Here is a 26,984-nt window from a genome sequence, read left to right as displayed (position 1 = left end):
GAGTTTTCCCCGCCGGGGAATTCCGATAGTTTCCGCCAAAGGAAAGAAACGAGGGGCATTGTCGGCGTGTCGAGATTCGACAGATATCTACTGTCGCAACTTGTTGCGCTGTTCGGCTTCTTTGCCCTAGTGCTTGTGTCTGTCTACTGGGTCAACCGGGCGGTGGGCCTGTTTGACCGGCTGCTGGGCGATGGACATTCCGCCCTGGTGTTTCTGGAATTCTCGCTGCTGATGCTGCCCAACGTGATCCGCCTTGTCCTGCCGATCGCGGCCTTTGCCGCGGCGGTCTATGCGACCAACCGGCTGACGCAGGAAAGCGAATTGGTGGTGATGCAGGCCACGGGTTTTTCGGCCTTTCGTCTGGCGCGGCCGGTGCTCTATTTCGGCGCGATTGTCACGCTGCTGCATCTGACGTTGATGAACGTGCTGGTGCCGTGGAGCACGGCCATGCTGTCGGCGCGTGAGGCGACGCTGTCCGAAAATGTGACCGCGCGCTATCTGAACGAAGGCCAGTTCATGCATCCCGCCACCGGCGTGACGCTCTACATCCGCGAGATCACCCAGACGGGCGAATTGCGCGACATCTTCCTGTCGGACGAACGCAGCACGACAGAGCGCACGACCTACACCGCGCGCCGGGCGCTGCTGGCGCGCGGCGAGAACGGGCCGACGCTGCTGATGTTTGACGGGATCGCGCAGACGCTGACGCGGGACGAGCGGCAAAACCTGTCGGTCACACGCTTTGCCGACGTGACCTACAACCTGTCTGGCATGCTGGCGGGCGACGAACGGACACTGACGCCCGCCGAACACCTGACGACACTGGAACTGATCACCACCGACCGCGCCGCGCTGCAGGCCTTGACCGGGGCCGAGCGGGTGACGATCCTGCAAGAAATCCACAGCCGCCTCGCCCAGCCCTTCCTCAGCGCGGCGGCGGCACTAGTGGGATTTGCTACCCTGCTTGTCGGTGCGTTCAGCCGGTTCGGATTGTGGCGGCAGATCCTCGGCGCGGTGGGGATCCTGATCTTCCTGCAACTGCTAAATACCACCGGATCGGCCGCGGCCCTGCGGGACGCACGGCTTTGGCCCGCCGTATACGCCGCACCGCTGGCAGGTTTCGCGATCGCGGCCCTGCTACTTTTTGTGGCGCAACGCCCGCGCCGGGTGCGGGGGGCGCTGGCATGACGCTCAGCCTTTACATCGCGCGCCGCTTCATGACGACCTTTCTGGTCGTCCTTGGCGTGTTCTTCGGCATCATGCTTCTGATCGACACGATTGATCAGCTGCGCCGCCTGACGCAAAGCGATGCGGGCCTCTTCGGAGCGCTGCACCTTGCCGCGCTGAATGTTCCCGAAAGCCTCTACCGCATCCTGCCGCTGATTGTTGTGCTGGCGGCGATCGCGCTGTTCATGGCGCTGGCCCGGTCGAGCGAGCTTGTAGTGGTGCGGGCGGCGGGCCGGTCTGGCCTGCGCTTCCTGATCGCGCCTGTGGTCACCGCGCTGATCTGCGGGCTGGTGGCGGTGGCGTTGGTCAACCCTTTCGTCGCCGCCACGATCAAGCGGCATGACAGCGTGCAGGCCGATATCGCGCGGGGCGGCGGCAGCGTGCTGTCGGTGTCCGAAAACGGGCTTTGGCTGCGGCAGGGCGATGGAAACGGCCAGACGGTGATTCAGGCTGCCCGCACCAATCAGGATGGGACGGAACTCTATGGCGTGAGCTTCCTGCTGCTCGATCCCGAAGGCCTTCCCTCTGCCCGGATCGAGGCGACGGTGGCGCGGCTCCAGCCGGGGGCGTGGGTTCTGGAAGGGGCAAAGCGCTGGGATCTGACCGCGCGCAATCCCGAACAGGCCTCTGAACGGCTGGCCGATGGCAGCACCCTGCCGTCGGACCTGACGCGGGAAGGCATCCGCGACAGTTTCGGATCGCCCTCTGCGATCCCCTTCTGGTCCCTGCCCGCCTATATCGCCGGGCTTGAACGCGCAGGCTTTTCGGCGCGGGCGCATCAGGTGTGGTTCCAGATGGAGCTTGCCCAGCCGCTGCTTCTGGCGGCCATGGTCTTGGTGGCGGCAGGCTTTACCATGCGCCATGCCCGCTTTGGCAAGACCGGGACGCTGGTCCTTTTTGCCGTTCTCAGCGGCTTTGCGATCTTTTTCCTGCGCAACTTCGCGCAAGTGCTGGGCGAGAACGGGCAGATCCCCGTGGCGCTGGCCGCTTGGGCCCCGCCCGTGGTCGCCACCATGATGGCGCTGGGTCTGCTGCTGCATCTGGAGGATGGCTGACATGGCGCGCGGTCCCGATTTCTGCCGCCGCAAGCCGCGCCGCTTTGGCGCGTTGCGCCCGCTGGCGCTGGCCCTTTCTGTTGCGGCTCTGCTGGCCTCCACCGCGCCGGGCGGTCTCCAGGCACAGGAAGCCGCCACCCTGATCGCCGACCGGCTGGAGATTGCGGGCGACCAGCGCCTGATCGCCGAAGGATCGGTTGAAGTGTTCTATCAGGGCCGCCGCATGACGGCGCAGCGGATCGTGTTCGATCAATCCAGCGATCAGTTGCGCATCGAAGGCCCGATCCGGCTGACCGATGAAGAAGGATCCACCGTGATCGTGGCGGCGCAGGCCGATCTTGCATCGGACCTGACCGAAGGCATCCTGCAAAGCGCGCGGGTGGTGCTGAACCAGCAATTGCAGATGGCCTCTGCGCAGATGGTGCGCAGCGAGGGGCGCTTTCTGCAACTGGACAACGCCGTTGCCTCAAGCTGCAGGATCTGCGCAGGCAGCAGCACCCCGCTGTGGGAGATCCGCGCCAAGCGCGTGCTGCACGATCAGGCGGAACAGCAGATCTACTTTGACCGCGCACAGCTTCGCTTTGGCGGTGTGCCGGTTCTCTACATTCCGCGCCTGCGCATCCCGGACCCGACGCTGGATCGCAGCAACGGCTTTCTGATGCCGAAGTTCACCAACCGCACCGACCTCGGCACCGGGATCACCCTGCCTTATTTCGTGACGCTCGGCCCGTCGCGCGATCTGACATTTTCACCCACCATCACCACCAACGGCGCGCGGTCGCTGGAAGTGCGGTATCGGCAGGCCTTCGAGACGGGCAGCATCGCGGTGACGGGCACGCTGTCCCGCGACAGGATCCAGCCCAATGACACGCGCGGTTATCTGGTGGCAGATGGCCTCTTCCGCCTGCCGCGTGGCTACAGGCTGGCCTTCCATGGCGAGGCGGTCAGCGATGACGCCTACCTGACCGATTACGGCATCAGCGACACCGACCGGTTGACCAACACCATTCAGGTGGATCGCGTGCGCCGCGATGAATATATCGCGGCCCGGATCATCAACTTCGACACGCTGCGCGCCGACGATTTCCCGTCTGCCACGCCCTATCTCGTCACCGATTCCACCTATGTGCAGCGCTTCCGCCTTGGCGCCCTGGGGGGTGAGGGTGCCTTCCGCTTTGGCAGCCACACCCATACGCGGCAATCGTCGAACCCGCTGGATGATCCCAATCCGCTGGAACCCGATGACATCGCCGAAGGGTCGGACATGCAGCGTCTGTCCTTTGGCGTGGATTGGCGCAAGGACTGGGTCACGCAGAACGGCATGGTTCTGGCCGCACTGGGCGAGGCGCGGCTTGATACCTTCAACATCACCGACGACGCCATCTATGGCGGGCGCGAGTCACGCCTTTATGGCGCGGGGGCGGTGGAACTGCGCTGGCCCCTAGTGCGCGCCGGGGCCGATGGTGTGGCGCAGGTGATCGAACCCGTAGCGCAGATCGTCTGGGCCGATGCCCAAGACGGGCTGATCCCGAACGAGGACAGCCGTCTGGTGGAATTCGATGAGGCGAACCTCTTCTCCCTCAACCGTTTTCCGGGCAATGACGCCGTGGAAACGGGCCTGCGCGCCAATCTGGGCGTAAGCTGGACGCGGATTGATCCGGCGGGCTGGTCGCTCGGGGTGACGGCGGGCCGGGTTTTCCGCGATGATCCCGTCGCTGGTTTCTCGGACGCCTCGGGCCTGTCGGGCAGCACGTCGGACTGGCTCTTGGCCGTGACGGCGGAAACATCGGGCGGCCTGAACCTTGCCGGGCGGATGATCGCCGACAACGATCTGTCTGTCACACGCGGCGAGGTTCTGGCGGAATATGCCACACCCGACCTCTGGCTGAACACGGGCTATATCTGGTCGATCGCCGATCTGGCGGAATCCCGGCCAAGCCGTGTGTCCGATCTTGTGGTGGGCGCCGGCTATCAGATCAGCCCGGGGTGGCAGGCCAAGGCTTCGGGCCGCTATGACTTTGAGGCCGACCAGTACAGCAGTGCCGACTTCGGCCTGACCTTCAAGAACGAGTGCATGCTGGTCGATCTTTCTCTCTCGCGTCGGTTCACGTCATCCACTACTGTGCGGCCAGGCACGACGGTCGATCTGTCGATCGAATTGCTGGGCTTTGGCGGCGGGACCGAGGCGGGACCGGCGCGCATGTGCAGGCGATGACAGTGCAAGGCAGGATACAGGATACGGGAATGACGGATCGTCCGCGGATCAAGACGGCGAAAGCGCTGAGGGCGGCGCTTCTGGGGGCTTCTCTGGTGATGGCGGGGGCGACGGTGGCCCCGGCGCAGGACGGCGGCCTGTTTGCGCCGCGCCTCATCATCAATGGTCAGACCGTCACGAATTTCGAGGTGGAGCAGCGGACGCTGATGCTGCGGGCCCTGCGCTCGCCCGGCGATCCGGAGAAGGAGGCGCTCGTCGCGCTGATGCGCGACAGGCTGGGCGCGCAGGCGGCCGAAGATCTGGGCATCACCGTGACCGCCGAACAGGTGACCGCCGGGATGGAGGAATTCGCCGCCCGCGCCAACCTGACCGCGGCACAGTTCACCGAAGCGCTGGGGCAAGAGGGTGTGGCCCCCGAAACCTTCCGCGACTTCGTGGCGAACGGCGTTCTGTGGCGCGAAGTGGTGCGTGCGCGGTTCGCCTCGCAGATCCGCATCACCGAGGCGCAGATCGACCGCGCGCTGGCGGAAAACGCCAAGACCCCGCAGGTGCAGGTCCTGTTGTCCGAACTGATCCTGCCGGTGCAGGGCGAAGACGTCTCACCGGTCCTCGATCAGGCCCGGGGGATCAAGGCGCAGACCACTTCCGAGGGCAGCTTTGCCGCTGCCGCGCGGGAGTTTTCGGCCTCGCCCTCGGCCCAGCGGGGGGGGCGGCTGGATTGGCTGCCCGTCACGAACCTTCCCCCCGCCATCGCGCAGAAGGTGCTGACCCTGTCGCCGGGCGAAGTGTCCGATCCGATCGTGGTGCCGCAGGCGGTGGTGCTGTTCCAGCTGAACGGTGTCAGCGATCAGGAAAGCGCCATGCCAGCGCAGGTCGAGGTGCAATATGCGCAATTCGCCCTGCCGCCGACGCTCGATCCGGCCGTGATCCGCCAGCAATCGGATGGTTGCGGTGATCTCTATCCGCTGGCCGCAGGTCTGCCGGCGGACCAGCTGCGCGTGACGACGCAGATGATGGGCGCGGTCCCGCAGGACATCGCGCTGGAACTGGCCAAGCTTGACCCGGGCGAAAGCGTGCTGCGCAACCGTGGCAGCTATAACGAGCTGTTGATGCTCTGCCTGCGGACGGGGATCCCCGAGGCCGCGCCCGAGGCCGCCGAGATCCCGGTGACGACCGTCGAAGGCGAAGAGGCCGAGGATCAGTCGCCCGTTGACCGGGAAGCGGTGCGCAACCAGCTTGGCAACCAGCAGCTGACCGCGATGGCCGAAGCCTTCATGGAAGAGCTGCGGTCGGAAGCGATCATCGAGGAACGGTGACCCCCCGCCCTGTCGCGCTGACCTGCGGCGATCCGGCCGGGATCGGCGCGGAGATCGCCGTAGAGGCCCGCGCAGTTCTGGGGGCGGAGGTGCCGTTCTTTTGGATCGGCGACCCGCGGCACCTGCCAGAGGGAACGGATCACAGCCTGATTGCGCACCCAACCGAGGCCGGGGAGGTGCGGGCGGCGTCGCTGCCCGTGCTGCCCCATGCCTTTCCCGCTCTTGCGCCCCCCGGCAGGCCTGTGCCGGCCAATGCCCAGGCCGTGATCGATGTGATCGCCCGCGCCGTGGCGCTCGTGCAGGACGGGGTGGCCAGCGCCGTCTGCACGCTGCCCATCAACAAGAAGGTGCTGAAGGATGGGGCCGGTTTCGCCTTTCCGGGGCATACCGAATATCTGGCGCATCTGGCCGGGGTGGAGCATGTGGTGATGATGCTGGCCTGCCCGGAGCTGCGGGTTGTGCCTACGACGATCCATATCCCCCTGTCGGAGGTTCCCGCCGCGCTGACCCCCGCCCTTCTGGAAGAGACGATCCGCATCACCGCAGCGGGCCTGCGCCGCGACTTTGGCCTTGCCAAGCCGCGCATCGTGGTGGCGGGGCTCAATCCCCATGCGGGGGAAGGTGGCGCCATGGGGCGGGAAGAGATCACCTGGATCGCCCCCCTGATCGCGCGCCTGACCGCCGAGGGGTTTGATCTGCGCGGACCCCTGCCCCCCGATACGATGTTCCACAGGGCCGCCCGCGCCCAATATGACGTGGCGATCTGCATGTATCACGATCAGGCACTGATCCCGATCAAGACGGTGGATTTCGACGGCGGGGTGAATGTGACGCTGGGTCTGCCCTTCATCCGCACCTCGCCCGATCACGGCACGGCCTATGACATCGCAGGGCGCGGGATGGCCAATGGCTCCAGCCTTTTGGCGGCGCTGCGGATGGCGCAAGAGATGGCAAGGGCGCGCGGGGTGTGACAGGCGGGACCGGGGGCCAGCCCCCGGACCCCCGGGGTATTTTTCGCCAAGATGAAGGGGCGGTTTCAGGGATGGCGACGATCGACGGGCTGCCACCGCTGCGCGAAGTGATCCGGGCGCATGAATTGGTGGCGAAGAAACAGTTGGGGCAGAATTTTCTGCTGGATCTGAACCTTACGGCCAAGATTGCCCGGCAGGCGGGGGATCTGTCGGCCTGCGACGTGCTGGAGGTCGGGCCCGGCCCCGGCGGATTGACGCGGGGTTTGCTGGCCGAAGGGGCGCGGCGGGTGCTGGCGGTAGAGAAGGATGCCCGCTGTTTGCCCGCGCTGGCCGAGGTGGCGGCGGCCTATCCCGGGCGGCTGGAGGTGATCAACGGCGATGCGCTGGAGGTGGACGCGCTGGCCCATCTGACTGCCCCCGTGCGGGTAGTGGCGAACCTGCCCTATAATGTGGGGACGGAGCTTCTGATCCGCTGGCTGACGCCGGCCATCTGGCCGCCATTCTGGGAGAGCCTGACGCTGATGTTCCAGAAGGAGGTGGCCGAGCGGATCGTGGCGAAGCCGCGGACGGATCACTACGGGCGCCTGGCGCTGTTGGTGCAATGGCGGGCAGAGGCACGGATCGTGATGCACCTGCCGCCGGAGGCCTTTACCCCCGCGCCCAAGGTCCATTCGGCGGTCGTCCACATCACGCGGCTGCCTGCGCCGCGTTTTCCTGCCGATGGCGCGGTGCTGAGCCGGATCACCGCGATGGCCTTCAACCAGCGGCGCAAGATGCTGCGATCATCGCTCAAGGGATTGGTAGCGGAGATCGAGGCCAAGCTGGAAGCCGCAGGCATCACGCCGACGCAGCGCGCCGAGGAAATCTCGCTCGAGCAGTTCTGCGCCTTGGCCCGGATCGTGGCCGGATAGGAAAAGGCCGGGGATAGACCCGGCCCTTTCGGCAGTTCGTTAACGAAAGGTTAACGCCTCACTCGGCGGCGGCGGCGGGGTCGGTTCCGGCTTTGTCAGCCTTGGCCGCCTTGGCGCTGTCATCCTTGGGCTTGCGCGGGGCGCGCGTTTTCTTTGGCGCATCCCCCTCGGCTGCAGGCGGGGCGGGCTGGCGCGGCGCCTTGGTGGCCACGGGCGCGGCCTCGGCCACAGCTTGTGCCACCGGCGCAGGGGTCACTGGGGAAGCGGCCGCCTCGCCGGGCGCCACGGCCGTGGCAGGCGTGGCGGCTGGCGCTGTGGTGGCAGGGTCGCGGCGGGTGTCACGATCCCGGTCGCGGTCGCGATCCCGGTCACGACGGAAATCGCCGCGCGCGTTGCGATCCTGCCGATCGTTCTGGCGATCGTTCTGCCTGTCATTCTGCCTGTCATTCTGGCGGTCATTCTGGCGGTCATTGGCACGATCGCCCCGCTCGTCCCGGCGGGATTGGAAGGGCCGGGCCTCGGGCGTTTCGACAAGGTTGGTATCGCCTCCCTCGCCCAGTTCGATCACCGGCGCCCCGGAGGCAGCTGCCTCTTCCGTGGCACGGTAGTCGCGATAGTCGCCCCGCTGTTCCTGCCGGTCGCGCCAAGGCTGATCCCGGTTGTCGCGGTCGCGGTCGCGGTTGCCGTTCTGCTGGCCACCACCCTGATAGGACGGGTTGCCGTTCTGGCCGCCGCCCTGCTGGTTGTTGTTCTGCTGGTTACGCTGACGCTCTTCCTGTTCGGCCGCCATCTCGCGCATCGCTTCGCCCAGCATACGGGTGTAATGCTCGGCGTGCTGAAGGAAGTTCTCGGCAGCGACCCGGTCATTGGACAACTGGGCATCCCGGGCGAGGAGCTGATACTTCTCGATGATCTGCTGCGGCGTGCCGCGCACCTTGCCTTCGGGACCGGAACTGTCGAAGACGCGGTTGATGATGTTGCCGAGGGTGCGCGGGCGGTTCGCCTTTGAGCGCGAGCGGGACTTGGAAGATCTCATCTTGTCCTTTGGTCCAGATGACCTGGTGTTCTGCGAACGCCCCTGAGACGGTCTTGCCCGGTTGGCAGGCGTCACGGTGCAGTTCAAACTGTCAGGCAGTTTCGGCGCGGGGGAGCCTGCGCCCTGCCCCATCACCTGCGTTTGAATAAGCATCCCGGCGCGACGAAGACAAGGGGATTCGCGCGAGCGCACGGTGAAGAGGCCCCAAAAGACACAGCGAAAAGGCGGAATGTGGCCGATTTCCCGCAGATCAGGGCGCGCGGCGTGCCGCGACCACGCGATCGCGACCATCCAGATCGCGCAGGATGCGCAGGTCAGTGAGGCCCGCGTCAGCAAAGAGCGCCATCACGTCGGCCGCCTGTGTGGGACCGATTTCCACCATCACCCGGCCAGCCGGTGCCAGATGGGCCATCACACCTTGCGCGATGGCGCGATAGGCGGCGAGCCCATCCCCACCCGGCGTGAGCGCCCGGCGCGGTTCATGGCCCAGTTCGGGGGCGAGTGCGGCCATCTCGGCCTCGGCGATGTAGGGCGGGTTCGACAGGATGAGATCGAATGTCCCGGACACGGCGGCGAACCAGTCGGACAGGCCGAAGGCGGCGCGGTCCGTCAGGCCCAGAGCGCGCGCATTTGCGGCGGCCACCTCCAGCGTCGCGGGATGGATATCCGTGCCCATCCCCGTGGCCGCGGGGCGGTCTGCAAGGCAGGACAGCAGGATGCAGCCCGTGCCGGTGCCAAGGTCCAGCACATGGGCGAAGGGTTCGGCCAGAGCGGAGCCGATCAGAAGCTCCGTCTCGGGCCGGGGATCGAGCGTGTCCGGTGTCACCCGGAACGTCCGGCCCCAGAACAGGCGCTGCCCGATGATGTGGCTGACGGGTTCGCGCCGGATGCGGCGGGCGATGGCCGCATCAAAGGCAAGGCGCGCCGAGTCGGACAAAGGATCGGCCAGATGTAGGGTGAGGCGGTCGGGCGCGAGGCCTGCGGCATGGGCCAGCAGGACGCGCGCATCGCGCGGTGCCTCTGGCACCCCCGCCGCGGACAGGCGCGGGATGGCGAGGCGCAGCGCATCGGCCGCCGTCATGCGCCCCCCCGTCATACGCCCCGCCGTCATCCTTCCATCTCGGCCAGTTTTTCGGCCTGATCATGAGCGACGAGTGCGCCGATCACCTCATCCAGATCGCCGCCCATGATCTGCGACAGGGCATAGAGCGTGAGGTTGATACGATGGTCGGTCATCCGGCCTTGCGGGAAATTGTAGGTGCGGATGCGTTCCGACCGGTCGCCCGAGCCGACCTGCGCCTTGCGGTCGGCGGCGCGGGCGCTGGCCTGACGTTCGCGCTCCATCTCATAGAGCCGCGCGCGCAGCACCTGCATGGCGATGGCGCGGTTCTGATGCTGGGACTTCTCGGACGAGGTGACGATGATGCCCGTGGGGATATGGGTGATGCGCACCGCCGAATCCGTGGTGTTGACATGCTGCCCGCCCGCGCCGCTGCTGCGCATCGTGTCGATGCGGATGTCGGAGGGGGGGATGTCGATATCCACCTCGGCCGCCTCGGGCAGGACGGCGACGGTGGCGGCAGAGGTGTGGATGCGGCCCCCGGCTTCGGTTTCTGGCACGCGCTGCACGCGGTGGACGCCGGATTCGAACTTGAGCTTGGCGAAGACGCCTTCGCCCTGCACATGGGCGGTCACCTCCTTGATCCCGCCCAGATCGGACAGCTGCTCTTCGAGGATGTCGAACCGCCAGCCCTGCCGTTCGGCATAGCGCTGGTACATCTTGAGCAAGTCGGCGGCGAAGAGGGCGGCTTCGTCGCCCCCCGTGCCGGGGCGGATTTCAAGGATGGCCGGGCGCGCATCGGCGGCATCCTTGGGCAGAAGCGCGATGCGCAGGGCCTGTTCGTAGCCGGGGATCAGGGCGCGCAGGCGGGGGATTTCATCTTCGGCCAGCGCGCGCATTTCGGGGTCGGCCAGCATCGCCTCGGCCTCGGCCAGATCGTCGAGCGCACGCCGATAGGCGGCGACCTGTTCGGCGACGGGGCGCAAGTCGCTGTATTCGCGGGAGATCCGGGCGATTTCGGCCGGTTCGGCGCCGGCGTTCAGGCGCGCCTCGAGATATTCGAAGCGTTGCGTGATCTGGGCGAGTTTGTCCAAAGGAACCATGCGGGTTCTGTGGCGCGTTAGGTGCTGCCGGTCAAGGGGTGGCAGACCCTGGGGCGCTGCCCCAGACCCCGGGGTATTTGGGCCAAGATGAAGCCATCAGAGCCGGGAGAGCCAGTCACGCAACCGGGCCGCGTTCACGCCCATGTCGCTGCTGCCGAAGCGCAGGCGGGCGTGGAGGGTCACAGTTGCGCCTGTGGCGGCGGGTCCGGCCTCGGCGGTGATGTAATCGGGAAAGCCCCAGAGGCGGGAGCGGGTGATCCAGGTGATCCGCCCTTCACCGGGCGATCCGGCAAGGCGCGTGGTGCGCGGGGTGGCCATGGCGATTTCGTCAAGCCGGGCAAGAAGTTGCGTGGCGTTCTGTGGGCGCTGGCAGGTGACGCGGGCATCGCCCCGGCCCTGTTCGACCGTGCAATCGTCGCGCGCGGCGGCGGTCGGGGAGACGTGCCACCGCGCGGGGTCCGAGGGGGCAAGACGGACATAGAGCCCGAAGCCCAAGACAATCAGGACCAGTAGCCCCGCGATCATGCCCATCCTGCCCACCTCTGCCGCCCTATCGTTGTGTCCGCGCCCAATGATAGAGGCAGATCAGTTCATAGGCCACATGCGCCCCGGCGATGGCGGTGGCCCCCGTGGTATCATAAGGGGGCGAGACCTCGACGATGTCGCCGCCCACCATGTTGATCCCCGCAAGATCGCGCAGCATCGCAGCCGCCTGCCACGACTGCAGCCCGCCCCAGACCGGCGTGCCGGTGCCGGGGGCAACGGCGGGATCGAGCGCGTCAATATCGAAGGTCACGTAAGTCGCGGAATCGCCAACGATATCCTTGGCCTTGGCCACGGCGGCGGCGGTGCCTTTTTCATGCACCTCGCGCGCGTCGATCACATGGACGCCCAGATAATCTTCGGTCGTGGTGCGGATGCCGATCTGGACCGATCGCTTGGGATCGACCAGCCCTGTCTTCACCGCCTTGTAGAGCATCGTGCCGTGGTCGATCCGCGTCAGATCGTCATCGGGCCAGAGATCGGAATGGGCATCGAAATGGATCACGCCGAGGGGGCCGAACTTTTCGGCATAGGCGCGCAGGATGGGAAAGGTGATGTAATGGTCGCCCCCCAGCGTGATCGTCCCCGCCCCGGCGGCGAGGATGGTGCGGATATGGGCGGTCAGCGCATCGGGGAAATCCGACACCTTGGCATAGTCGAAGGCGAGGTCGCCGTAATCGACGATTGCCATATCTTCCAAAGGGTTGGTGGGCCAGCCATAGGGCGGATCATAGGGTTGCAGGCTGGATGCCTCGCGGATCGCGCGGGGGCCGAAGCGGGTGCCGGTGCGGTGGGTGACGGCCTGATCGAAGGGCACGCCGGTGATCGCCAGATCAACCCCGGTGAGATCCTTCGTATAGGTCCGCCGCAGGAAGCTGGTGGCGCCTCCGAATGCGTTTTCAAAGGCATAGCCGCGCAGGCCCTTCCGGGTGAAGGCGGTGTCAACCTCGCTCTTGGCGTCTTCAAGTGCCATGATGGGATTTCCCCTGTTCAAGCGCCGCGTCGTTTGGTGGCCGAGACGCGGCGGATCGGGTGGCGGCAAGGGACCAAGGGGCGGCCCGGTTGTCAAGCCGAAGCACAAAGCGGCGCTGCGGACGCGGGGTTAACCCGCTGACCGCAGGCCATTTTCCGCGATCCGGCGGTGCCACACCGGGTGCAGACGCCGAGTGCAGACAGGCGTATGCACGCAGCGTACGCCGATGGCCCCGGCGCAACGGTTAACCCAGATCGGCGAATCGGGGGCATCAGCCCAGACGATGCCCTTCGCGCACCAACTCATCGGTCACCTTGCGGATGGCCTTCTCCAGCACCTCGGCCACGAAATCGACTTCGGCCTCGGTGATCGTCAGGGGCGGGGACATCACGTTCAGATGCGCCAGAGGCCGCACGATCAGACCCATCGCCTCGGCCGCGTCCGAGATGCGCTTGCTCTCGTTCACGCCATCCGGCAGCGGCTCCTTGGTGGCCTTGTTGGCCACATTCTCTGTGCAGATCATCAGCCCCTGCCCGCGCACCTGCCCCACCAGCGGCAGATCCTCCATCGCCTTGAGCCGGTTCTGGAAATAGGCCCCGACGCGGGCCGCATTGGCCAAGAGCCCCTCGCGCTCCATGATCTCGATGTTCTTGAGGCCCGCCGCGCAGGAGACGGGATGGCCGGAATAGGTGAAACCCGCCGTGAACCAGCGCGAGGGGTCGCGGGCCATGATGTCCCACAGACGATCGGAAAAGATCATCGCCCCCAAGGGCACATAGCCCGAGGTCAGGCCCTTGGCGGTGCAGATGATGTCGGGCATCACGCCGAAGGCATCCCATGACGCGAACCAGTGGCCGAGACGGCCAAAGGCAGTAACCACCTCATCGGCGATAAAGAGGATGCCGTGGCGCTGGCAGACCTCCCACATGCGCTTCAGATAACCCTCCGGCGGGACGATCACGCCGCCAGAGGCCTGGATCGGTTCGGCGATGAAGCCGCCGATCCGGTCGGCGCCCACGCGGGCGATCAGGTCTTCGAATTCCTGCACCAGCCCGTCGCAGAAGGCCTCCTCGGTCATGCCCTGCGGGCGGCGATAGGGGTTGGGCGGGCTCAGGTGATAGATGCCGTCTTCCTTGTAGCGGAACTCCGGCACCCGGTCGCCTGGACGCTTGCCCACCGATTGCGACAGGTAGGTGGAACCGTGATAGCTGTGATCCCGCGCGACGATGCCGGTCTTGTCCGGGAAACCGAGGCAGGATTGCACATAGGCCACCATGCGGACGGCGGTATCGACGGCGGTGGAACCGCCCGTTGTGAACATGACGCGGTTCAGATCGCCCGGGGCGAGATCTGCGATGCGCGCCGCCAGCCGGGCGGAGGGGTCATTCGCCATGTCGACGAAGGTGTTCGAAAAGGCCAGCCGCTCGGCCTGATCGGCGATGGCCTGCGCCATCTCGCGCCGGCCGAGGCCGATATTGGTGCACCACAGGCCCCCCACACTGTCGAAATAGCGCTTGCCATCGGCATCCCAGAGCCAGCACCCCTCGCCCTTCGTGATGACCAGCGCGCCCTTGTCCTGAAACGATCCGAAATTCGTCCAAGGGTGCAGGGAATGGCTGCGGTCCATCTCCCAAAGATCGGCGGGCGAGGGCGAATTCAGCGCGGCTGCGGTCAGCATGGCGGGGGTCCTGTCTCGGTTTTGTTGCACATTAGTATAACAGCCTTGCCCGAGAGGGGCCAGCCCGAAGCCGATACCAAAGGTTGCGTGGGGCCGCATATGGTGGGCCAAAGGTTGAAGCGGGCCAAGATGTGGCCCCGCTTTGCCCAGAATGATTCGCGTCAGCGCCAGCTGCCGATCCGGCAAGCCGGGGTTCCACCCCGGACCCCGGGGGTATTTGGGCCAAGATGAAGACCGCCCCCCTTCATCATGGGAAAAATACCCTCAGGGGGTGAATTGGCACGCCAAAGGCGGGACAAGAGGGGGCGGAACGCCCCTCCCCGCGGAGGAGGAGCGAAGGCGACGACGACAGGAAAGCCGTGCGGCGCAGCCGCTCCGCAAGGTCACGCCGCGGTGGGATCAGGCGACAGGCTGGGCGCGTTCCACCAGACGGGCGAAGAAGCTCGCGCCAATCGGCGCGGCCTCGTCGTTGAAGTCATAGGCCGGGTGGTGCAGGCCCGCGCCCGGCCCGGTGCCGAGAAAGAGATAGGCCCCCGGACGCGCCTCGAGCATGTAGGAGAAATCCTCCGATCCCATCTCGCGGTTGGACCGGTCGTTCACCGCCTCCGCCCCCGACACCTCGCGCGCGACTTCGGCCGCGAAGGCGGCGGGTTCGGCGTGGTTGATCGTGGCGGGATAGCCCCAGTCGTAATCGACCCGTGCGGTCACGTTATAGGCCAGCGCGTGGCCTTCGATGATTTCGTGGAAGCGGCGCTTCAGGAGGGCCCGTACATCGGGGTTGAAGCAGCGGATGGTGGCGCAGAACATCGCGTCTTCGGGGATGATGTTGCTGGCCGTGCCGGTGTGGATCTGCGTGACGCTGATCACCGCCTCATCCAGCGCATAGACATTGCGCGGGATGATCGTCTGGATCGCCTGCACCATGCCCACGACCGCGACCACGGGGTCGATACATTCATGCGGCGTGGCGCCGTGGCCGCCCTTGCCGGTGATATAGACGAAGGCCGTATCGACCGAGGCCATCAGCGCGCCGGGATTGGTGTGGAAATGGCCGAAGGCCACGTTCGGGGCGTTGTGGATGCCGTAGACCGTGTCGATGCCGAAGCGGTCCATCACGCCTTCCTGCACCATGACCTGCCCGCCGCCGCCATCCTCTTCGGCAGGCTGGAACAGCAGCGCCACGCGGCCGCGGAAGTTGCGCGTCTCGGTCAGGTATTTCGCCGCGCCGAGCAGCATGGCGACATGGCCGTCATGGCCGCAGGCATGCATCTTGCCGGGGACGGTGGAGGCATGCGCGGCCCCCGTGATCTCGTGGATCGGCAGCGCGTCCATGTCGGCGCGCAGGCCGATCACGGGGGCGTTGGGGGCATCGGCGCCCTGCCCCTTGATGATGGCGACGATGCCGGTCTTGGCGATGCCGGGATGCACCTCGTCCACGCCGAAATCGCGCAGGCGGTCAAGGATGAAGGCCGCGGTGTCGTGGCAGTCGAAGGCCAGTTCGGGATGGGCATGGAGATGGCGACGCCAGGTCTTCATTTCCTCGGCATAAGCGGCGATACGGTTGAGGACGGGCATCCCATGTTCCTTGTGCGTTGGTGCCTTTGATCAAATCTCAATTCGGAGGTGCCCGCAATGCCCCTGCCCGACAGTGACGCGACGATAGGCGATAAGTTGATCCATGCGGGCGGCGGCGAGATGGATCGCCTGCTGGCGATCATGCGGCGGCTGCGTGATCCCGAGACGGGCTGTCCGTGGGACATCGCGCAGGATTTCGCCTCGATCGCGCCCTATACGATCGAAGAGGCGCATGAGGTGGCCGATGTGATCGCGCGGCAGGCCTGGGGCGAGTTGCGACTGGAGTTGGGCGATCTGCTGCTTCAAACCGTCTATCACGCGCAGATGGCCGAGGAGGCGGGGCTGTTCGGCTTTGCCGATGTGGTGGCGGCGATATCGGACAAGATGGTGGCGCGGCATCCGCATGTCTTCGGGCAGGAAAGCCGCGACAAGAGCGCCGCGCAGCAGACCGAGGATTGGGAGCGGATCAAGGCCGCCGAACGGGGGCCGGCGCGGGTGCTCGATGGCGTGGCGCTGGGGTTGCCTGCGCTGACGCGGGCGGTGAAGCTGCAAAAGCGCGCGGCGCGGGTGGGGTTCGACTGGCCCTCCACCGACGAGGTGGTGGCCAAGATCGCGGAAGAGGCGGCCGAGCTGGTGGAGGCGCGCGACCGGCTGACCGAGGCGGAGGTGGCGGAAGAGTTCGGCGATCTGCTGTTCGTGATGGCCAACCTCGCGCGGCATCTGAAGGTGGACCCCGAGGCCGCGCTGCGGGCGGCCAATGCCAAGTTCACCCGCCGCTTCGGGCGGATCGAGGATTGGCTGGCGGACGCGGGAAAGACCCCGGAGCAGAGCGATCTGGCCGAGATGGATGCGCTGTGGAACCGCGCGAAGGCCGAAGAGAAGGCAAACAGGTAGCGGATCACCGGCGGGGCGCCGGGGGCACCGGAAGCGGATCCCGGGGTTGCGCGCGGCGCAGGTCGCGGGGCTGGGTTTCGGTCGCGCGGCCCGGTCTCTGGTCACGACTGATTTATCCCCGACCATTTCACTCAACGATTGACCTGAGTGAATTTGTCGGGTTTATGGCGGCCATCGCAATTTCCGACAAAAGGACTCAAGCAATGACGATGCGCCTTTCCTTCATGGCCCTTGCCTTTGCCACGACCGCGGTTCCTGCCCTTGCGCAGGAGATCAACGTCTATTCGCATCGCCAGCCCGAGTTGATCCAACCGCTGGTCGATGCCTTTACCGCCGAGACGGGCATCACGGTGAATGTGGCCTTCGTGGACAAGGGCATGGCCGAGCGTCTGGTGGCCGAGGGCGATCGCAGCCCGGCCGATCTGGTGCTGACCGTGGATATCGCGCGGCTGACCCAGATCGTCGATGCAGGCGTGACCCAGCCGGTGCAATCCGATGTGCTGGAGGCCAACATCCCCGCCACGCTGCGCGACGAGGGTGACCACTGGTTCGGCCTGACCAGCCGGGCGCGCATCGTCTATGCCAGCCGCGACCGGGTGGCCGATGGCGAGGTGACGACCTACGAGGATCTGGCCGATCCGAAATGGGCGGGCCGGATCTGCATCCGTTCGGGCACCAATGATTACAACGTGGCCCTGACCGCCGCCGTCATCGCCCATCACGGCGAAGAGGCCGCCAAGGCCTGGCTGGAAGGCGTGAAGGCCAATCTGGCGCGCAAGCCCGATGGCGGCGACCGCGATCAGGTGAAGGCGATTGCTGCGGGCGAGTGCGATATCGCCGTGGGCAACACCTATTACATCGGCCAGATGCTGAACGACCCCGAGCAGAAGGCCGCCGCCGAAGCCGTGCGCATCGTCTTCCCGACCTTCGAAGGGGACGGCACGCATGTGAACGTGTCGGGCGTGGCGATGACCAAGGCCGCCCCGAACCGCGAGAACGCGCTGAAGTTCATGGAATGGCTGTCGGGCGACGAGGCGCAACGCATCTATGCCGAGACCAACCACGAATATCCGGTGAAGCCCGGTGTCGCGCGGTCGGAACTGGTGACGAGCTGGGGCGAGTTCACGCCGGATTCCAAATCGCTGACCGAGGTGGCCAAGCTGCGGCCTGCCGCGCTGAAGCTGATCGAGGAAGTTAACTTCGACGGTTGAGAACGGCCGCGCATAGAGGCGGACATTTCTGAAAGGGGCGCGGAACACCGCGCCCCTTGTTCTTTGACCGTCTGGACAAAAGGATACATTTCCGCTTTGAGACGGGGACCTATTCTGAGAGGCTGGACCGATGTCGCAGGCGCGTAAGATCATCATCGACACCGATCCCGGGCAGGATGATGCCGTGGCGATCCTGCTGGCCCTGGCGAGCCCCGCTGAGATCGACGTGCTGGGGATCACCGCCGTGGCGGGCAACGTGCCGCTGGCGTTGACGCAGAAGAACGCGCGCATCATCTGTGAACTGGCGGGCAAGCGCGACATGCCGGTCTTTGCCGGCTGCGACCGGCCGATGCGGCGCAAGCTGGTGACGGCCGAGCATGTGCATGGCAAGACCGGGCTGGACGGGCCGCAGATGGCCGATCCGACGATGCCGCTGCAGGACCAGCACGCGGTCGATTTTATCATCGAGACGCTGCGCCGGGAAGCGCCGCACAGCGTGACGCTCTGCCCGCTGGGGCCGCTGACCAACATCGCCACCGCTTTCGAGCGTGCCCCCGATATCGTGGGCCGTGTGCAGCAGATCGTGCTGATGGGCGGGGCCTATTTCGAGGTGGGCAACATCACCCCGGCGGCAGAGTTCAACATCTATGTCGATCCCGAGGCAGCGGCGATTGTCTTTGGGTCGGGCGTGCCGCTGGTGGTGATGCCGCTGGACGTGACGCATAAGGCGCTGACGACCCGCGCGCGGGTGGAGGCGTTCCGCGCGCTGGGCAACGAAGCCGGGCGGATGGTGGCGGAATGGACGGATTTCTTCGAACGCTTCGACATGCAGAAATACGGCTGCGATGGCGCACCGCTGCATGACCCCTGCGTGATCGCCTATCTCTTGCGCCCCGAACTGTTCACCGGCCGCCACATCAATGTGGAGATCGAGACGCAGTCCGAACTGACGCTGGGCATGACCGTGGCCGATTGGTGGGGGGTCACGAAACGCCCGGCCAATGCGCTGTTCGTGGGGGCGGTGGATGCCGATGGCTTCTACGCCCTGCTGACCGAGCGGATCGCGCGGCTTTAGCGCCGCGCGCCGGGACACGCGCGCCCAATCCCCAATCACGGTCATGTGCCCTGCCCCGGACCGGGCGGCGGGTGGCAGGGGGGCGGGTCAGGTTTCCGGCAGGATGAAGGTGAAGGTGCTGCCCTTGCCGCGTTCGCTGTCGATACGGATGCGGCCCCGGTGGCGTTGCACGATGTGCTTGACGATGGCGAGACCCAGCCCCGTGCCGCCCTTTTCGCGCGAGCGGTGGCCATCGACGCGGTAGAAGCGTTCGGTCAGGCGCGGGATGTGGATGGGGTCGATCCCTTCGCCCTGATCGGCCACCTCCACCCTGATGCCCGGGCCGCGCGGCAGCGCCTCGCGCGCGATGTGGATATCGACGCGCCCGCCCGCGCCGCCATATTTCACCGCATTCTCGATCAGGTTGACCAGAACCTGCGTGATCTGATCGGCATCGCCGGGCAGCGGCAGCGGGCCGGGTTCGCCCGTCACCTCGACCACCACCCCGGCGCTTTCGGCCAGCGGGCGCAGCGTCGCCACGGCCCCGGTGATGAGGGCGTGAAGATCCACACGCTCTGTCGGGCGGATGCGTTCTTCGGATTCCACCCGGCTCAGCTGCAAGAGATCGCCGATCAGGCGGTTCATGCGGCCTGCCTCGCGTTCCATGATCGCGAGAAAGCGGTCGCGCGCGGCAGGATCGTCGCGCGCAGCGCCGCGCAGCGTTTCGATAAAGCCCAGGAGCGCGGTCAGCGGCGTGCGCAATTCATGGCTGACATTGGCCACGAAATCGCGCCGCATCTGGCCCATCTGTTCGGCCTCGGTCACGTCTTCAAAGGTCAGGATCGCGTGGCCTTCGGCGGCGGGGGCCACGGTGACGCGATAGGCGATGTCCTGCGAAGGGCCGGGAATGACATGCCGCACGGTGCCGGCCTCGCCCCGCGCGAGGGCGGCGGCGATCGCCTCTTGCAGGGCGGGTTGGCGCAGGGTGAGCAGGTGGTGGCGCCCTTCGATCCCCGATCCCAGCAGTGCCTGCGCCGCCGCATTGGCCGCGATGATCCGGTCGTCGCGCCCGATGGCGATCACCGGAAGCGGCACGGCTGCCACGATTGTCCGCATCATTTCCGTATGCATGCCACTCTCCTGCCGTGTTCCGCCCTCATACCACGCCCTGACGCAGAGGCCAGAGGCCCCGGGGCGCGCGCGCGGGCCTTCGGTCCGTGCCGACCGCCGAACCATGACGGAGGACCGATGCAAACGGGTGGACAGGAACAGGCCGCCGCCGCGATCAAGGCGCAGCGCGCCCTCGCGACGCGCCGGCGCGCCCCCCGCGCCCGGCCTGCGGCGGAAGCGGCGGCGGAAGAGGCCCCGCAGGTGACGCTTGCGCTGGGGCTGGAGGTGCCGCCCGCGGGCGCAGAGGTCATCGCCCGCCCCGAAGAGATTGACGCCGCGCTGCTGGCGCGGGTGCAGCCGGAGCGCGTGCTCTGCCCGATGATCGGGCCGGATTACGATGCGCTGTCGGTGGCCACGCTGCTGCGGTCGCTCGACTTTGCCGGCGTGCTGGTCGTGGTCGCGCCGGACCTGCCCAATCCGCGCATGGTGGAGCGCGAGATCCGCAATCAGGCGGGCGGCCTGCGGGTGAGCGTGGTGACGCGCGGCTGAGCGCGCACCATTACGCCTCCGGATTGTCGCGGCGATAGATCCAGTCGTGATCGGGGTCGTTCTGGAAGCGCCAGTTGCGGCGCGGGCCGGCCATGACGTTGAGGTAATACATCTCATATCCGTAGGGCGCGCCGCAGGGATGGTGGCCTTTCGGTACCAGCGTGACGTCGTGGTTCTTCACGGCCATGGTCACGTCCAGCGCCCCGTCCTCGGTATAGACGCGCTGAATGCCGAAGCCCTGCGCGGGGTTCAGGCGCATGTAATAGGTCTCCTCCAGATAGGTCATCCGGGGGAAATCATCCTCGTCATGGCGGTGGCTGGGATAGCTTGACCAGTTGCCGGCGGGGGTGAAGACCTCGGTCACGAGCAGGCTGTCGGCCACCTCGCGCGCCTCCATCGCGATGTTGTTGATGAAGCGCGTATTGGCGCCCTGCCCGCGCGGCGTGAGCGTGATCCCCTCTGGCCCCAGCCGCCGCACGGGGTGGTTGCCCCGGCCCGGCGCGGTGCAGACGGCCAGCACGCAATCGGTGGTCGCCACCGCCTGCCAGTCGCTGCCATTCGGGACATAGAGGCAATGCGGCGGGGTCTTTTCGAACACATCCATCCGGTCGCCCATCTCGCCGAAATCGGCGCCGCCTGCGGTGATCCGCGCCCGGCCTTCGACGAGGACAAGGATCGCCTCGCGGTCGCCCGTCGCCTCGGCGGCGCTTTGCCCGGGCGTCAGGCGGTAGAGGCCAAAGCCCACATAGCCCCAGCCCGCGCTTTCGGGGGTGATGTCATGGACCTTGCCGTTGGTCCCTGAAGGTTTGCGGAGGAGATCAGTCATGCCCTTGCCCTTCATCTTGGCGAAAATACCCCACGGGGGTCCGGGGGTGTGAAACCCCCGGTTCCGCCGGGATGTCAAATCAGACCGGCTTCCCTTGACAGCCGCTTCAACGTCGCCAGCCCCAGCGTCTGATAGAGGAGCGGGTTGCGCACCTTCGGATCCTGCTCGGCCTCGATCACGATCCAGCCGTCATAGCCCGCCTTGCCGAGGATCTGGAGCAGCGGGCCGAAATCCACCCCGCCCTCCTGATCGCCCGGCACGGTGAAGGCGCCTTCGACCACCGCTTTCAGGAAGGACCAGCCTTCCTGCCGAACCCGGTCCACGACGGGGGGGCGGATGTTCTTGGCGTGGAAATGGCGGACGCGGGCGATGTGGCGGGTCAGCACCGCCACCGGATCGCCACCGCCAAAGGCGCAATGGCCTGCATCGAAGAGAAGATGCGTATGCGGCCCGGTCGCGGCCATCAGCGCGTCAATCTCGGCCGGGCTTTCGACGATGGTGCCCATGTGATGGTGATAGACCAGCGTCACGCCCTGCCCCGCGAGGTAGGCGGCGAAGGCTTCAAGTTTCGCCCCGAAGGCCTTCATCTCACTGTCGGAAATGCGCGGGCGATCGTTCACCGCGCGGCCCGGATCGCCGTGGATGGCGTTCGAGGTTTCGCACACGATCATCACCGCGCAACCGTTGTGCTTGAGCTTGGCCAGATGATGCTGGCAGGCGGCGATTTCATCTTCGACGGACCGAACCAGCAGTTCGGTCGAATACCAGCCCGAGATGAAGGTCAGCCCGTAACCGCCCAGAAGCGCGCGCAATTCTTCGGGATCATCGGGCCAGCGATGGCCATTCTCGATCCCGTCAAAGCCGATCTGGCGACCAGCTTCGTCGAGGATGCGGCTGGTGGGGATATCGGCCCCGATGGAGCGGTCGTCATCATTGGCCCAGGCGATGGGGTTGGTTCCGAAACGGATCATGTGATGCCTCAAGTTCAGCCGTCAACAGACTGTTTTGCTTTCATTTCTTCGTAACGCGCCCGGGCGGCGCGCACGCTTTCGCGCACCGAAACCTCTGGGACGCCCACCTCCCACCACGTCCCGCCTGCGGCGGTGGAGGGGCCGGGATCGGTGTCGATCACGATGACCGAAGGCACGCGGCCGCCGCGCAGCTCGAGGATTTTCGCCTCAAGCTCGGCCACCGATCCGGCCTTCACCGCCCGCGCGCCCATGCTGCCCGCATGGGCCACGAAGTCGATCGCAGAGGGGTTCACGTGATAGCTGTCATCGAGGAGGTTGTTGAAGGGCGCCCCGCCCGTATGCTTTTGCAGCCGGTTGATGCAGCCATAGCCGCGATTGTCGGTGATGACCACGGTGAAGGGCACGCCCATCATCACCGCTGTCGCCAGTTCGCTGTTGGCCATCATGTAGCTGCCATCGCCCACCATGCAGACCACATCCGCATCTGGCCGCGCCATCTTGATGCCCAAGGCCCCCGCAATCTCATACCCCATGCAGGAGAAGCCGTATTCCATGTGATAGCCGCCCGGGGCGGCATCCCAGATCTTGTGCAACTCGCCCGGCATGGTGCCGGCCGCGCCCATCACCACGGTGGCGGGCGTCGCGGCGCGCTGCACCGCGCCCACGACCTGCATGTCGGTGGGCAGCGCATTGCCCGCCGCAGGCGTGGCCTTGACCGCCGCCTTGGCCGCCGCCCAATCGGCCTTCAGCGCCGCATCTGGGGCCGCGAAGCGCAAACCCTGCAGCGCCGCGCCCAGCCGTTCCAGCGCCACGCGCGCATCCGCGACAAGGCTGATCGCGCCGTGCTTGCCCGCATCATAGGCCTGCACGTTGATCGCGAGGAGGCGCCGCGCGGGGTTCTTGAACAGCGACCAGGACCCGGTCGTGAAATCCTGAAACCGCGTGCCCAGCCCGATCACCAGATCGGCCGTCTCGCAGACGGTGTTGGCCGAGGAGGCGCCCGTCACCCCCACGGGACCGAAGTTCATGTCATGGTCATGCGCGAGGGCCGATTTGCCCGCCTGTGTTTCCACCACCGGGATGCCATGCGTGGCGGCGAAGGCGGCCAGCGTCGCCTCGGCCCCCGAATAGATCACGCCGCCGCCTGCCACGATCACCGGGGCCTTGGCGGCCTTGATCGCCGCGATGGCCGCCTCCAGTTCCGCCTGATCGGGTTCGGGGCGGCGGATGCGCCAGACCTTGGGGGTGAAGAAGCTTTCGGGGTAATCATAGGCCTCGGCCTGCACGTCTTGACAGAAGGCCAGCGTCACGGGGCCGCATTCCGCCGGATCCGTCATCACCCGCAGCGCGCGGGGCAGCGCGGTGAGGATGTGTTCAGGCCGCGTGATCCGGTCGAAATAGCGGCTGACGGGGCGGAAGCAGTCATTGGCCGACACGGTGCCATCGGCGAAATCTTCCACCTGTTGCAGCACCGGATCGGGCGCGCGATTGGCAAAGACATCGCCGGGGATGATCAGCACCGGCAGGCGGTTCACATAGGCCAGCGCGGCGGCGGTCACGACGTTGGTCGCGCCCGGCCCGATGGAGGTGGTCACGGCCATGGCCTTGCGCCGCTTTGACGCCTTGGCATAGGCGATGGCGGTATGGGCCATGGTCTGTTCGTTATGGCCCCGCCATGTCGGGAAGATGTCGCGGGCGCCATGCAGCGCCTCGCCCAGACCGGCCACGTTGCCGTGGCCGAAGATCGCCCAGATCCCTTCGATGAAACGCGTCCCGTCTTCGGCCTGCTGATTGGCAAGCCAGCGCACCATCGCCTGAGCGGCGGTCAATCGAACGGTCGTCATGCGGCAATTCCCCCTTTGGCGCGCGCCTCATCCCAGATCAGGCAGAGGCGGCGGTATCTTTCCACCATCATCGCGACGGCGGCCGTGTCGGACAGCGCGCCCGCCAGCCAGCCCCGCGCGGCATCGGCGAATATCGTGCGGCCCACGGCGAAACCCTTCACCAGATCATGCCGCGCGGCAAGGGCGAGCGAGGTGGCGAGCTGATCCTCAGGCGCGTCGAGCCCCAGCACCACGATGCCGCGGACATGGGGATCGCGCGACGTGATGGCGGCGCAGGCATTGCTCCAGGCAGCATCCGTGGCGAAGGGTTCGAGTTTCCACCAATCGGGGAACACCCCAAGGTCATAGAAGCGGCTTATGACCTGCGCCGATGTCATGTCATCCACCAGGCCGACCTTGGAGGGGATGATCTCCAACAGCATCTCGAGCCGATTGCGGCGGCAGGCGTGGAAGAGGCGGAGGACGGTTTCTTCCTGCCGCGCCTTGGTCGCGGCGTCATCGTCAGGGTGGTAGAAGCACAGCACCTTGACCACATGTTCGAGCGGCCATTCCGCCAGCCCGCCGAAATCCGGCCCAAGCTCAGGCTCGAGCGTCAGGGGGCGGGATCCCGGCCATTCCACGGGGCGGCCGATCCACAGGCCCGTCCCGGCGGCGGCATAGAGCGCCGATCGCCCGAGCCGCGCATCGCACAGGATGCCATGGCCCGGCTGGCCATCCGCGACCGTCAGCGCGGCCTGCAGGCAAAGCTCCTTGAAGGCGCCGATCTTGGCGGGGGTGGCGCCTTCCATCGCCTCGAGCTGCATGCGGTGGTCGAAGGCGAAGACCCGCATGGTGGACAGGTCCTTGTGCCGGTTGGTCGCCCAATGCACCTGTTCGAGCGCGGCATCCTTGCGCAGCGCCTTTTCCACCACGCCGCGCGAGAGGAAGAATTGCAACTCTTCCCAGGACGGATAGGCGGGCGTGCAGCCATGCCGCGACACAGCAAAGGCCCCGCAGGCATTGGCGTATTTGAGTGCGGTGGGCCAGGGCTCGCCATCCAGCCAGCCTTTCAGGAGGCCGGACATGAAGCCATCCCCTGCCCCCAACACGTTGAACACCTCGATCGGGAAGCCGGGGCCGCTTTCGCCTTCGCCCAGCGTGGCGGGGATCGCGCCGGTGAAGGCCACCGCCCCCATCGGCCCGCGCTTGCACACGAGCGTGGCCCCAGAGACGGCGCGCACCGCGCGCAGGGCAGCGATGGTGTCGGTCGTGCCGCCGGCGATGTGGAATTCCTCTTCCGTGCCGACGATCAGATCGAAGTAATGCAGGGTCGATTGCAGCTTGGCCGTGACGGCGGCGCTTTCGATGAAGCGGCTTTCGCCGTCGCCATGGCCCGCCAGCCCCCAGAGGTTCGGGCGATAGTCGATGTCGAGCGCGGTTTGCAGGCCGTGCTTGCGGGCGAGGGTCAGCGCCTTGATCACCGCCGCTTCGGTGCGGGGATGGGAAAGGTGGGTGCCTGTGGCCACGACAGACCGGGCTTCGGCGATGAAGGCCTCGTCGATATCCGCTTCGCACAGCGCCATGTCGGCGCAGTTTTCCCGGTAGAAGATCAGGGGGAACTGCTTGTCATCGCGGATGCCCAGCAGGACCAGCGCGGTCAGACGTTCCGGATCGGTCTTCACGCCCCGCACATCGACGCCTTCGCGCGCCAGTTCCTCGCGGATGAAGCGGCCCATATGTTCATCGCCCACCCGGGTGATGAGGGCCGAGCGCAGGCCGAGGCGGGCCGTGCCGGCCGCCATGTTGGTGGGGCTGCCGCCGATGTATTTCTGGAACGACCCCATGTCTTCTAGACGCCCGCCCACCTGCGCGCCGTAAAGATCGACCGAGGACCGGCCGATGGTGATGACGTCGAGTGTCTTGTCTGCTGGTGCCAAGGCCATCTCCTCCGTGTCGGCCCGACGGGTGCCCGGATTCGGCGCCCGCCCCGTTTTGGAATTTTTATTCCATTTTACGGATCAGGGGAAGCGCTTTCTGGGCCCACCGCATCGCCCCGCGCGGAGCCTGTGGCCACCGCCAGCGCCAGCACCAGCGCCAGCGTGGCCGAGAGCGACCGGAAGGCGCCGAAATCCACCTCTGGCACGGTCAACACGGCCTCGGACAGCCGGGCGAGCGGGCTAGTAAGCCGGTCGGTGATCCCGATCACCGGCACGCCCCGCGCCCGCGCCTCGGCGGCAAGCGAAAGTGTCTCGTCAGAATAGGGGGCGAAGGTAATGGCGATGCAGGCATCGCCCTGCCGCAGGGCGTGGCGATGGTCGAGCCGGCCCGCCCCATCATGCAAGAGCGAGGGGATGGCAAGCTTTTCAAGCACATAGCTGAGGTAGCTGGCCACCGGATAGGCCCGGCGCATGCCCACGACATGCAGCGTCCGCGCCGTGGCAAGCCGTGCCACGGCCTGCGAGAGCATCGTCTCGTCGGTGGATTTTGCCAGTTGCTCCAGCGACAGGCGCCCGGCCTCGACGAATTCGGCCAGCAGCGCGGCGGGGCTGCCCGCGCCTTCCTCCTTGAGGTTGCGCAGGCGGGTGGCGTAGTCGGGCCAGCCGGGGGCATAGGCGTCGCGGAACAGTTTCTGCATCTCGGAGAAGCCCGAAAACCCGAGAATCTGGCAAAAGCGCATCAGGGCCGAGGGCGGCACGTCCGCGCCCGCCGCAAGCTCGGCCACCGTGGACACGGCGATGCGGTCGGCATTGGCGGCGATGTAATCAGCGCATTGGCGCAGGCGTTTGGGCAGGCCGTCATTCACCTCGGCCAGGCGCAGGCGGAATTCGTCGATGCTGGCCGGTGCGGTCATGGCTGCGGACATGGCGCTCTCCTTTTCGGGGA

22 protein-coding genes and 1 pseudogene are annotated in these 26,984 nt (G+C 66.6%); 10 read left to right on the top strand and 13 right to left on the bottom strand.

The features are described 5' to 3' along the window. The first annotated feature begins 66 nt into the window (after positions 1–66). The 6 genes from lptF (at position 67) to rsmA (ending at position 7,695) form a co-directional block, all read left to right on the top strand. Positions 67–1,188: an LPS export ABC transporter permease LptF gene (lptF, locus tag GU920_RS12580; protein ID WP_161767442.1), complete on the top strand. Its 1,122-nt coding sequence runs from the start codon at positions 67–69 to the stop codon at positions 1,186–1,188. Beyond that, positions 1,185–2,282, top strand: coding sequence for an LPS export ABC transporter permease LptG (gene lptG, locus GU920_RS12575; RefSeq protein ID WP_161767441.1), 1,098 nt, complete (start codon positions 1,185–1,187; stop codon positions 2,280–2,282). Before lptF ends, lptG begins: the two co-directional genes overlap by 4 nt. A gap of 1 nt (position 2,283) precedes the next feature. Continuing rightward, positions 2,284–4,497, top strand: a complete 2,214-nt coding sequence (locus tag GU920_RS12570) for an LPS-assembly protein LptD (RefSeq protein ID WP_161767440.1) — start codon at positions 2,284–2,286, stop codon at positions 4,495–4,497. Between the two features lie 29 nt (positions 4,498–4,526). Further along, a complete protein-coding gene (locus GU920_RS12565) occupies positions 4,527–5,813 on the top strand; it encodes a peptidylprolyl isomerase (protein ID WP_161767439.1) in 1,287 nt (428 codons plus the stop codon). Beyond that, positions 5,810–6,784, top strand: coding sequence for a 4-hydroxythreonine-4-phosphate dehydrogenase PdxA (gene pdxA / locus GU920_RS12560; RefSeq protein ID WP_161767438.1), 975 nt, complete (start codon positions 5,810–5,812; stop codon positions 6,782–6,784). Before GU920_RS12565 ends, pdxA begins: the two co-directional genes overlap by 4 nt. A 71-nt stretch (positions 6,785–6,855) precedes the next feature. Further along, complete coding sequence (rsmA, locus tag GU920_RS12555) at positions 6,856–7,695, top strand: 16S rRNA (adenine(1518)-N(6)/adenine(1519)-N(6))-dimethyltransferase RsmA (RefSeq protein ID WP_161767437.1); 840 nt, start codon at positions 6,856–6,858, stop codon at positions 7,693–7,695. Between the two features lie 466 nt (positions 7,696–8,161). Here the strand turns inward: rsmA and GU920_RS19550 are convergent. From GU920_RS19550 to GU920_RS12520, 7 genes and pseudogenes are all read right to left on the bottom strand, one after another. Then, a pseudogene (locus GU920_RS19550) lies at positions 8,162–8,731 on the bottom strand (DUF4167 domain-containing protein); the annotation flags it as partial. Between the two features lie 250 nt (positions 8,732–8,981). Continuing rightward, positions 8,982–9,812, bottom strand: a complete 831-nt coding sequence (gene prmC, locus GU920_RS12545; protein ID WP_161767435.1) for a peptide chain release factor N(5)-glutamine methyltransferase — start codon at positions 9,810–9,812, stop codon at positions 8,982–8,984. A gap of 26 nt (positions 9,813–9,838) precedes the next feature. Further along, positions 9,839–10,894 (bottom strand): peptide chain release factor 1, encoded by a 1,056-nt coding sequence (gene prfA / locus GU920_RS12540; RefSeq protein ID WP_161767434.1) that lies wholly within the window; start codon positions 10,892–10,894, stop codon positions 9,839–9,841. A 96-nt stretch (positions 10,895–10,990) separates the two neighbouring features. After that, complete coding sequence (locus tag GU920_RS12535) at positions 10,991–11,425, bottom strand: DUF1499 domain-containing protein (protein ID WP_161767433.1); 435 nt, start codon at positions 11,423–11,425, stop codon at positions 10,991–10,993. A 19-nt stretch (positions 11,426–11,444) separates the two neighbouring features. After that, positions 11,445–12,410, bottom strand: coding sequence for an agmatinase (gene speB / locus GU920_RS12530; protein ID WP_161767432.1), 966 nt, complete (start codon positions 12,408–12,410; stop codon positions 11,445–11,447). A 271-nt stretch (positions 12,411–12,681) separates the two neighbouring features. Further along, on the bottom strand, positions 12,682–14,088 hold the full coding sequence (locus GU920_RS12525) for an aminotransferase (RefSeq protein ID WP_161767431.1): 1,407 nt from the start codon (positions 14,086–14,088) through the stop codon (positions 12,682–12,684). Between the two features lie 399 nt (positions 14,089–14,487). Beyond that, a complete protein-coding gene (locus GU920_RS12520; protein WP_161767430.1) occupies positions 14,488–15,663 on the bottom strand; it encodes a M20 aminoacylase family protein in 1,176 nt (391 codons plus the stop codon). Between the two features lie 120 nt (positions 15,664–15,783). Here GU920_RS12520 and mazG point away from each other — a divergent pair, with 120 nt between their 5' ends. The 3 genes from mazG to GU920_RS12505 all read left to right on the top strand — a co-directional run bounded on the left by mazG (position 15,784) and on the right by GU920_RS12505 (position 18,843). Next, entirely contained in the window at positions 15,784–16,557 is a 774-nt protein-coding gene (gene mazG / locus GU920_RS12515) for a nucleoside triphosphate pyrophosphohydrolase (protein ID WP_235933335.1), read from the top strand. A gap of 209 nt (positions 16,558–16,766) precedes the next feature. After that, positions 16,767–17,768 (top strand): Fe(3+) ABC transporter substrate-binding protein, encoded by a 1,002-nt coding sequence (locus GU920_RS12510; protein WP_201744167.1) that lies wholly within the window; start codon positions 16,767–16,769, stop codon positions 17,766–17,768. 130 nt (positions 17,769–17,898) lie between these two features. Further along, positions 17,899–18,843: a nucleoside hydrolase gene (locus GU920_RS12505; RefSeq protein WP_161767428.1), complete on the top strand. Its 945-nt coding sequence runs from the start codon at positions 17,899–17,901 to the stop codon at positions 18,841–18,843. 87 nt (positions 18,844–18,930) lie between these two features. Here the strand turns inward: GU920_RS12505 and GU920_RS12500 are convergent, their stop codons facing one another. Then, positions 18,931–19,953 carry a sensor histidine kinase gene (locus tag GU920_RS12500; RefSeq protein ID WP_161767427.1) on the bottom strand — a complete coding sequence of 341 codons (1,023 nt, stop codon included), beginning with the start codon at positions 19,951–19,953 and terminating at the stop codon, positions 18,931–18,933. Between the two features lie 117 nt (positions 19,954–20,070). Here GU920_RS12500 and GU920_RS12495 point away from each other — a divergent pair, with 117 nt between their 5' ends. Beyond that, a complete protein-coding gene (locus tag GU920_RS12495) occupies positions 20,071–20,481 on the top strand; it encodes a hypothetical protein (protein ID WP_161767426.1) in 411 nt (136 codons plus the stop codon). A 10-nt stretch (positions 20,482–20,491) separates the two neighbouring features. Here the strand turns inward: GU920_RS12495 and iolB are convergent, their stop codons facing one another. The 5 genes from iolB to GU920_RS12470 form a co-directional block, all read right to left on the bottom strand. Continuing rightward, a complete protein-coding gene (gene iolB, locus GU920_RS12490) occupies positions 20,492–21,307 on the bottom strand; it encodes a 5-deoxy-glucuronate isomerase (RefSeq protein ID WP_161767425.1) in 816 nt (271 codons plus the stop codon). 74 nt (positions 21,308–21,381) lie between these two features. Further along, complete coding sequence (iolE, locus tag GU920_RS12485) at positions 21,382–22,278, bottom strand: myo-inosose-2 dehydratase (protein ID WP_161767424.1); 897 nt, start codon at positions 22,276–22,278, stop codon at positions 21,382–21,384. 14 nt (positions 22,279–22,292) lie between these two features. Further along, positions 22,293–24,122: a 3D-(3,5/4)-trihydroxycyclohexane-1,2-dione acylhydrolase (decyclizing) gene (gene iolD / locus GU920_RS12480; RefSeq protein ID WP_161767423.1), complete on the bottom strand. Its 1,830-nt coding sequence runs from the start codon at positions 24,120–24,122 to the stop codon at positions 22,293–22,295. Then, positions 24,119–26,038, bottom strand: coding sequence for a bifunctional 5-dehydro-2-deoxygluconokinase/5-dehydro-2-deoxyphosphogluconate aldolase (locus GU920_RS12475; RefSeq protein WP_235933290.1), 1,920 nt, complete (start codon positions 26,036–26,038; stop codon positions 24,119–24,121). The genes iolD and GU920_RS12475 overlap by 4 nt, the downstream gene beginning before the upstream one ends. 74 nt (positions 26,039–26,112) lie before the next feature. Next, the gene (locus GU920_RS12470) at positions 26,113–26,964 is read right to left on the bottom strand and encodes a MurR/RpiR family transcriptional regulator (RefSeq protein ID WP_161767421.1); all 852 of its coding nucleotides are present in this window, start codon (positions 26,962–26,964) and stop codon (positions 26,113–26,115) included. Positions 26,965–26,984 lie beyond the last annotated feature (20 nt).

The organism is Paragemmobacter ruber, assembly GCF_009908315.1.
GTDB classification, from domain to species: domain Bacteria; phylum Pseudomonadota; class Alphaproteobacteria; order Rhodobacterales; family Rhodobacteraceae; genus Paragemmobacter; species Paragemmobacter ruber.
This window is presented reverse-complemented; position numbering and strand designations above follow the sequence as displayed.

Bases quoted from the DNA above. Each gene is read 5' to 3' on its own strand.
- lptG (WP_161767441.1), top strand. From the start codon at position 1,185: ATGACGCTCAGCCTTTACATCGCGCGCCGCTTCATGACGACCTTTCTG.
- GU920_RS12570 (WP_161767440.1), top strand. From the start codon at position 2,284: ATGGCGCGCGGTCCCGATTTCTGCCGCCGCAAGCCGCGCCGCTTTGGC.
- GU920_RS12565 (WP_161767439.1), top strand. From the start codon at position 4,527: ATGACGGATCGTCCGCGGATCAAGACGGCGAAAGCGCTGAGGGCGGCG.
- rsmA (WP_161767437.1), top strand. From the start codon at position 6,856: ATGGCGACGATCGACGGGCTGCCACCGCTGCGCGAAGTGATCCGGGCG.
- prmC (WP_161767435.1), bottom strand. From the start codon at position 9,812: ATGACGGCGGCCGATGCGCTGCGCCTCGCCATCCCGCGCCTGTCCGCG.
- prfA (WP_161767434.1), bottom strand. From the start codon at position 10,894: ATGGTTCCTTTGGACAAACTCGCCCAGATCACGCAACGCTTCGAATAT.
- GU920_RS12535 (WP_161767433.1), bottom strand. From the start codon at position 11,425: ATGGGCATGATCGCGGGGCTACTGGTCCTGATTGTCTTGGGCTTCGGG.
- speB (WP_161767432.1), bottom strand. From the start codon at position 12,410: ATGGCACTTGAAGACGCCAAGAGCGAGGTTGACACCGCCTTCACCCGG.
- GU920_RS12525 (WP_161767431.1), bottom strand. From the start codon at position 14,088: ATGCTGACCGCAGCCGCGCTGAATTCGCCCTCGCCCGCCGATCTTTGG.
- GU920_RS12520 (WP_161767430.1), bottom strand. From the start codon at position 15,663: ATGCCCGTCCTCAACCGTATCGCCGCTTATGCCGAGGAAATGAAGACC.
- mazG (WP_235933335.1), top strand. From the start codon at position 15,784: ATGGATCGCCTGCTGGCGATCATGCGGCGGCTGCGTGATCCCGAGACG.
- GU920_RS12510 (WP_201744167.1), top strand. From the start codon at position 16,767: ATGCGCCTTTCCTTCATGGCCCTTGCCTTTGCCACGACCGCGGTTCCT.
- GU920_RS12505 (WP_161767428.1), top strand. From the start codon at position 17,899: ATGTCGCAGGCGCGTAAGATCATCATCGACACCGATCCCGGGCAGGAT.
- GU920_RS12500 (WP_161767427.1), bottom strand. From the start codon at position 19,953: ATGCATACGGAAATGATGCGGACAATCGTGGCAGCCGTGCCGCTTCCG.
- GU920_RS12495 (WP_161767426.1), top strand. From the start codon at position 20,071: ATGCAAACGGGTGGACAGGAACAGGCCGCCGCCGCGATCAAGGCGCAG.
- iolB (WP_161767425.1), bottom strand. From the start codon at position 21,307: ATGACTGATCTCCTCCGCAAACCTTCAGGGACCAACGGCAAGGTCCAT.
- iolE (WP_161767424.1), bottom strand. From the start codon at position 22,278: ATGATCCGTTTCGGAACCAACCCCATCGCCTGGGCCAATGATGACGAC.
- iolD (WP_161767423.1), bottom strand. From the start codon at position 24,122: ATGACGACCGTTCGATTGACCGCCGCTCAGGCGATGGTGCGCTGGCTT.
- GU920_RS12470 (WP_161767421.1), bottom strand. From the start codon at position 26,964: ATGTCCGCAGCCATGACCGCACCGGCCAGCATCGACGAATTCCGCCTG.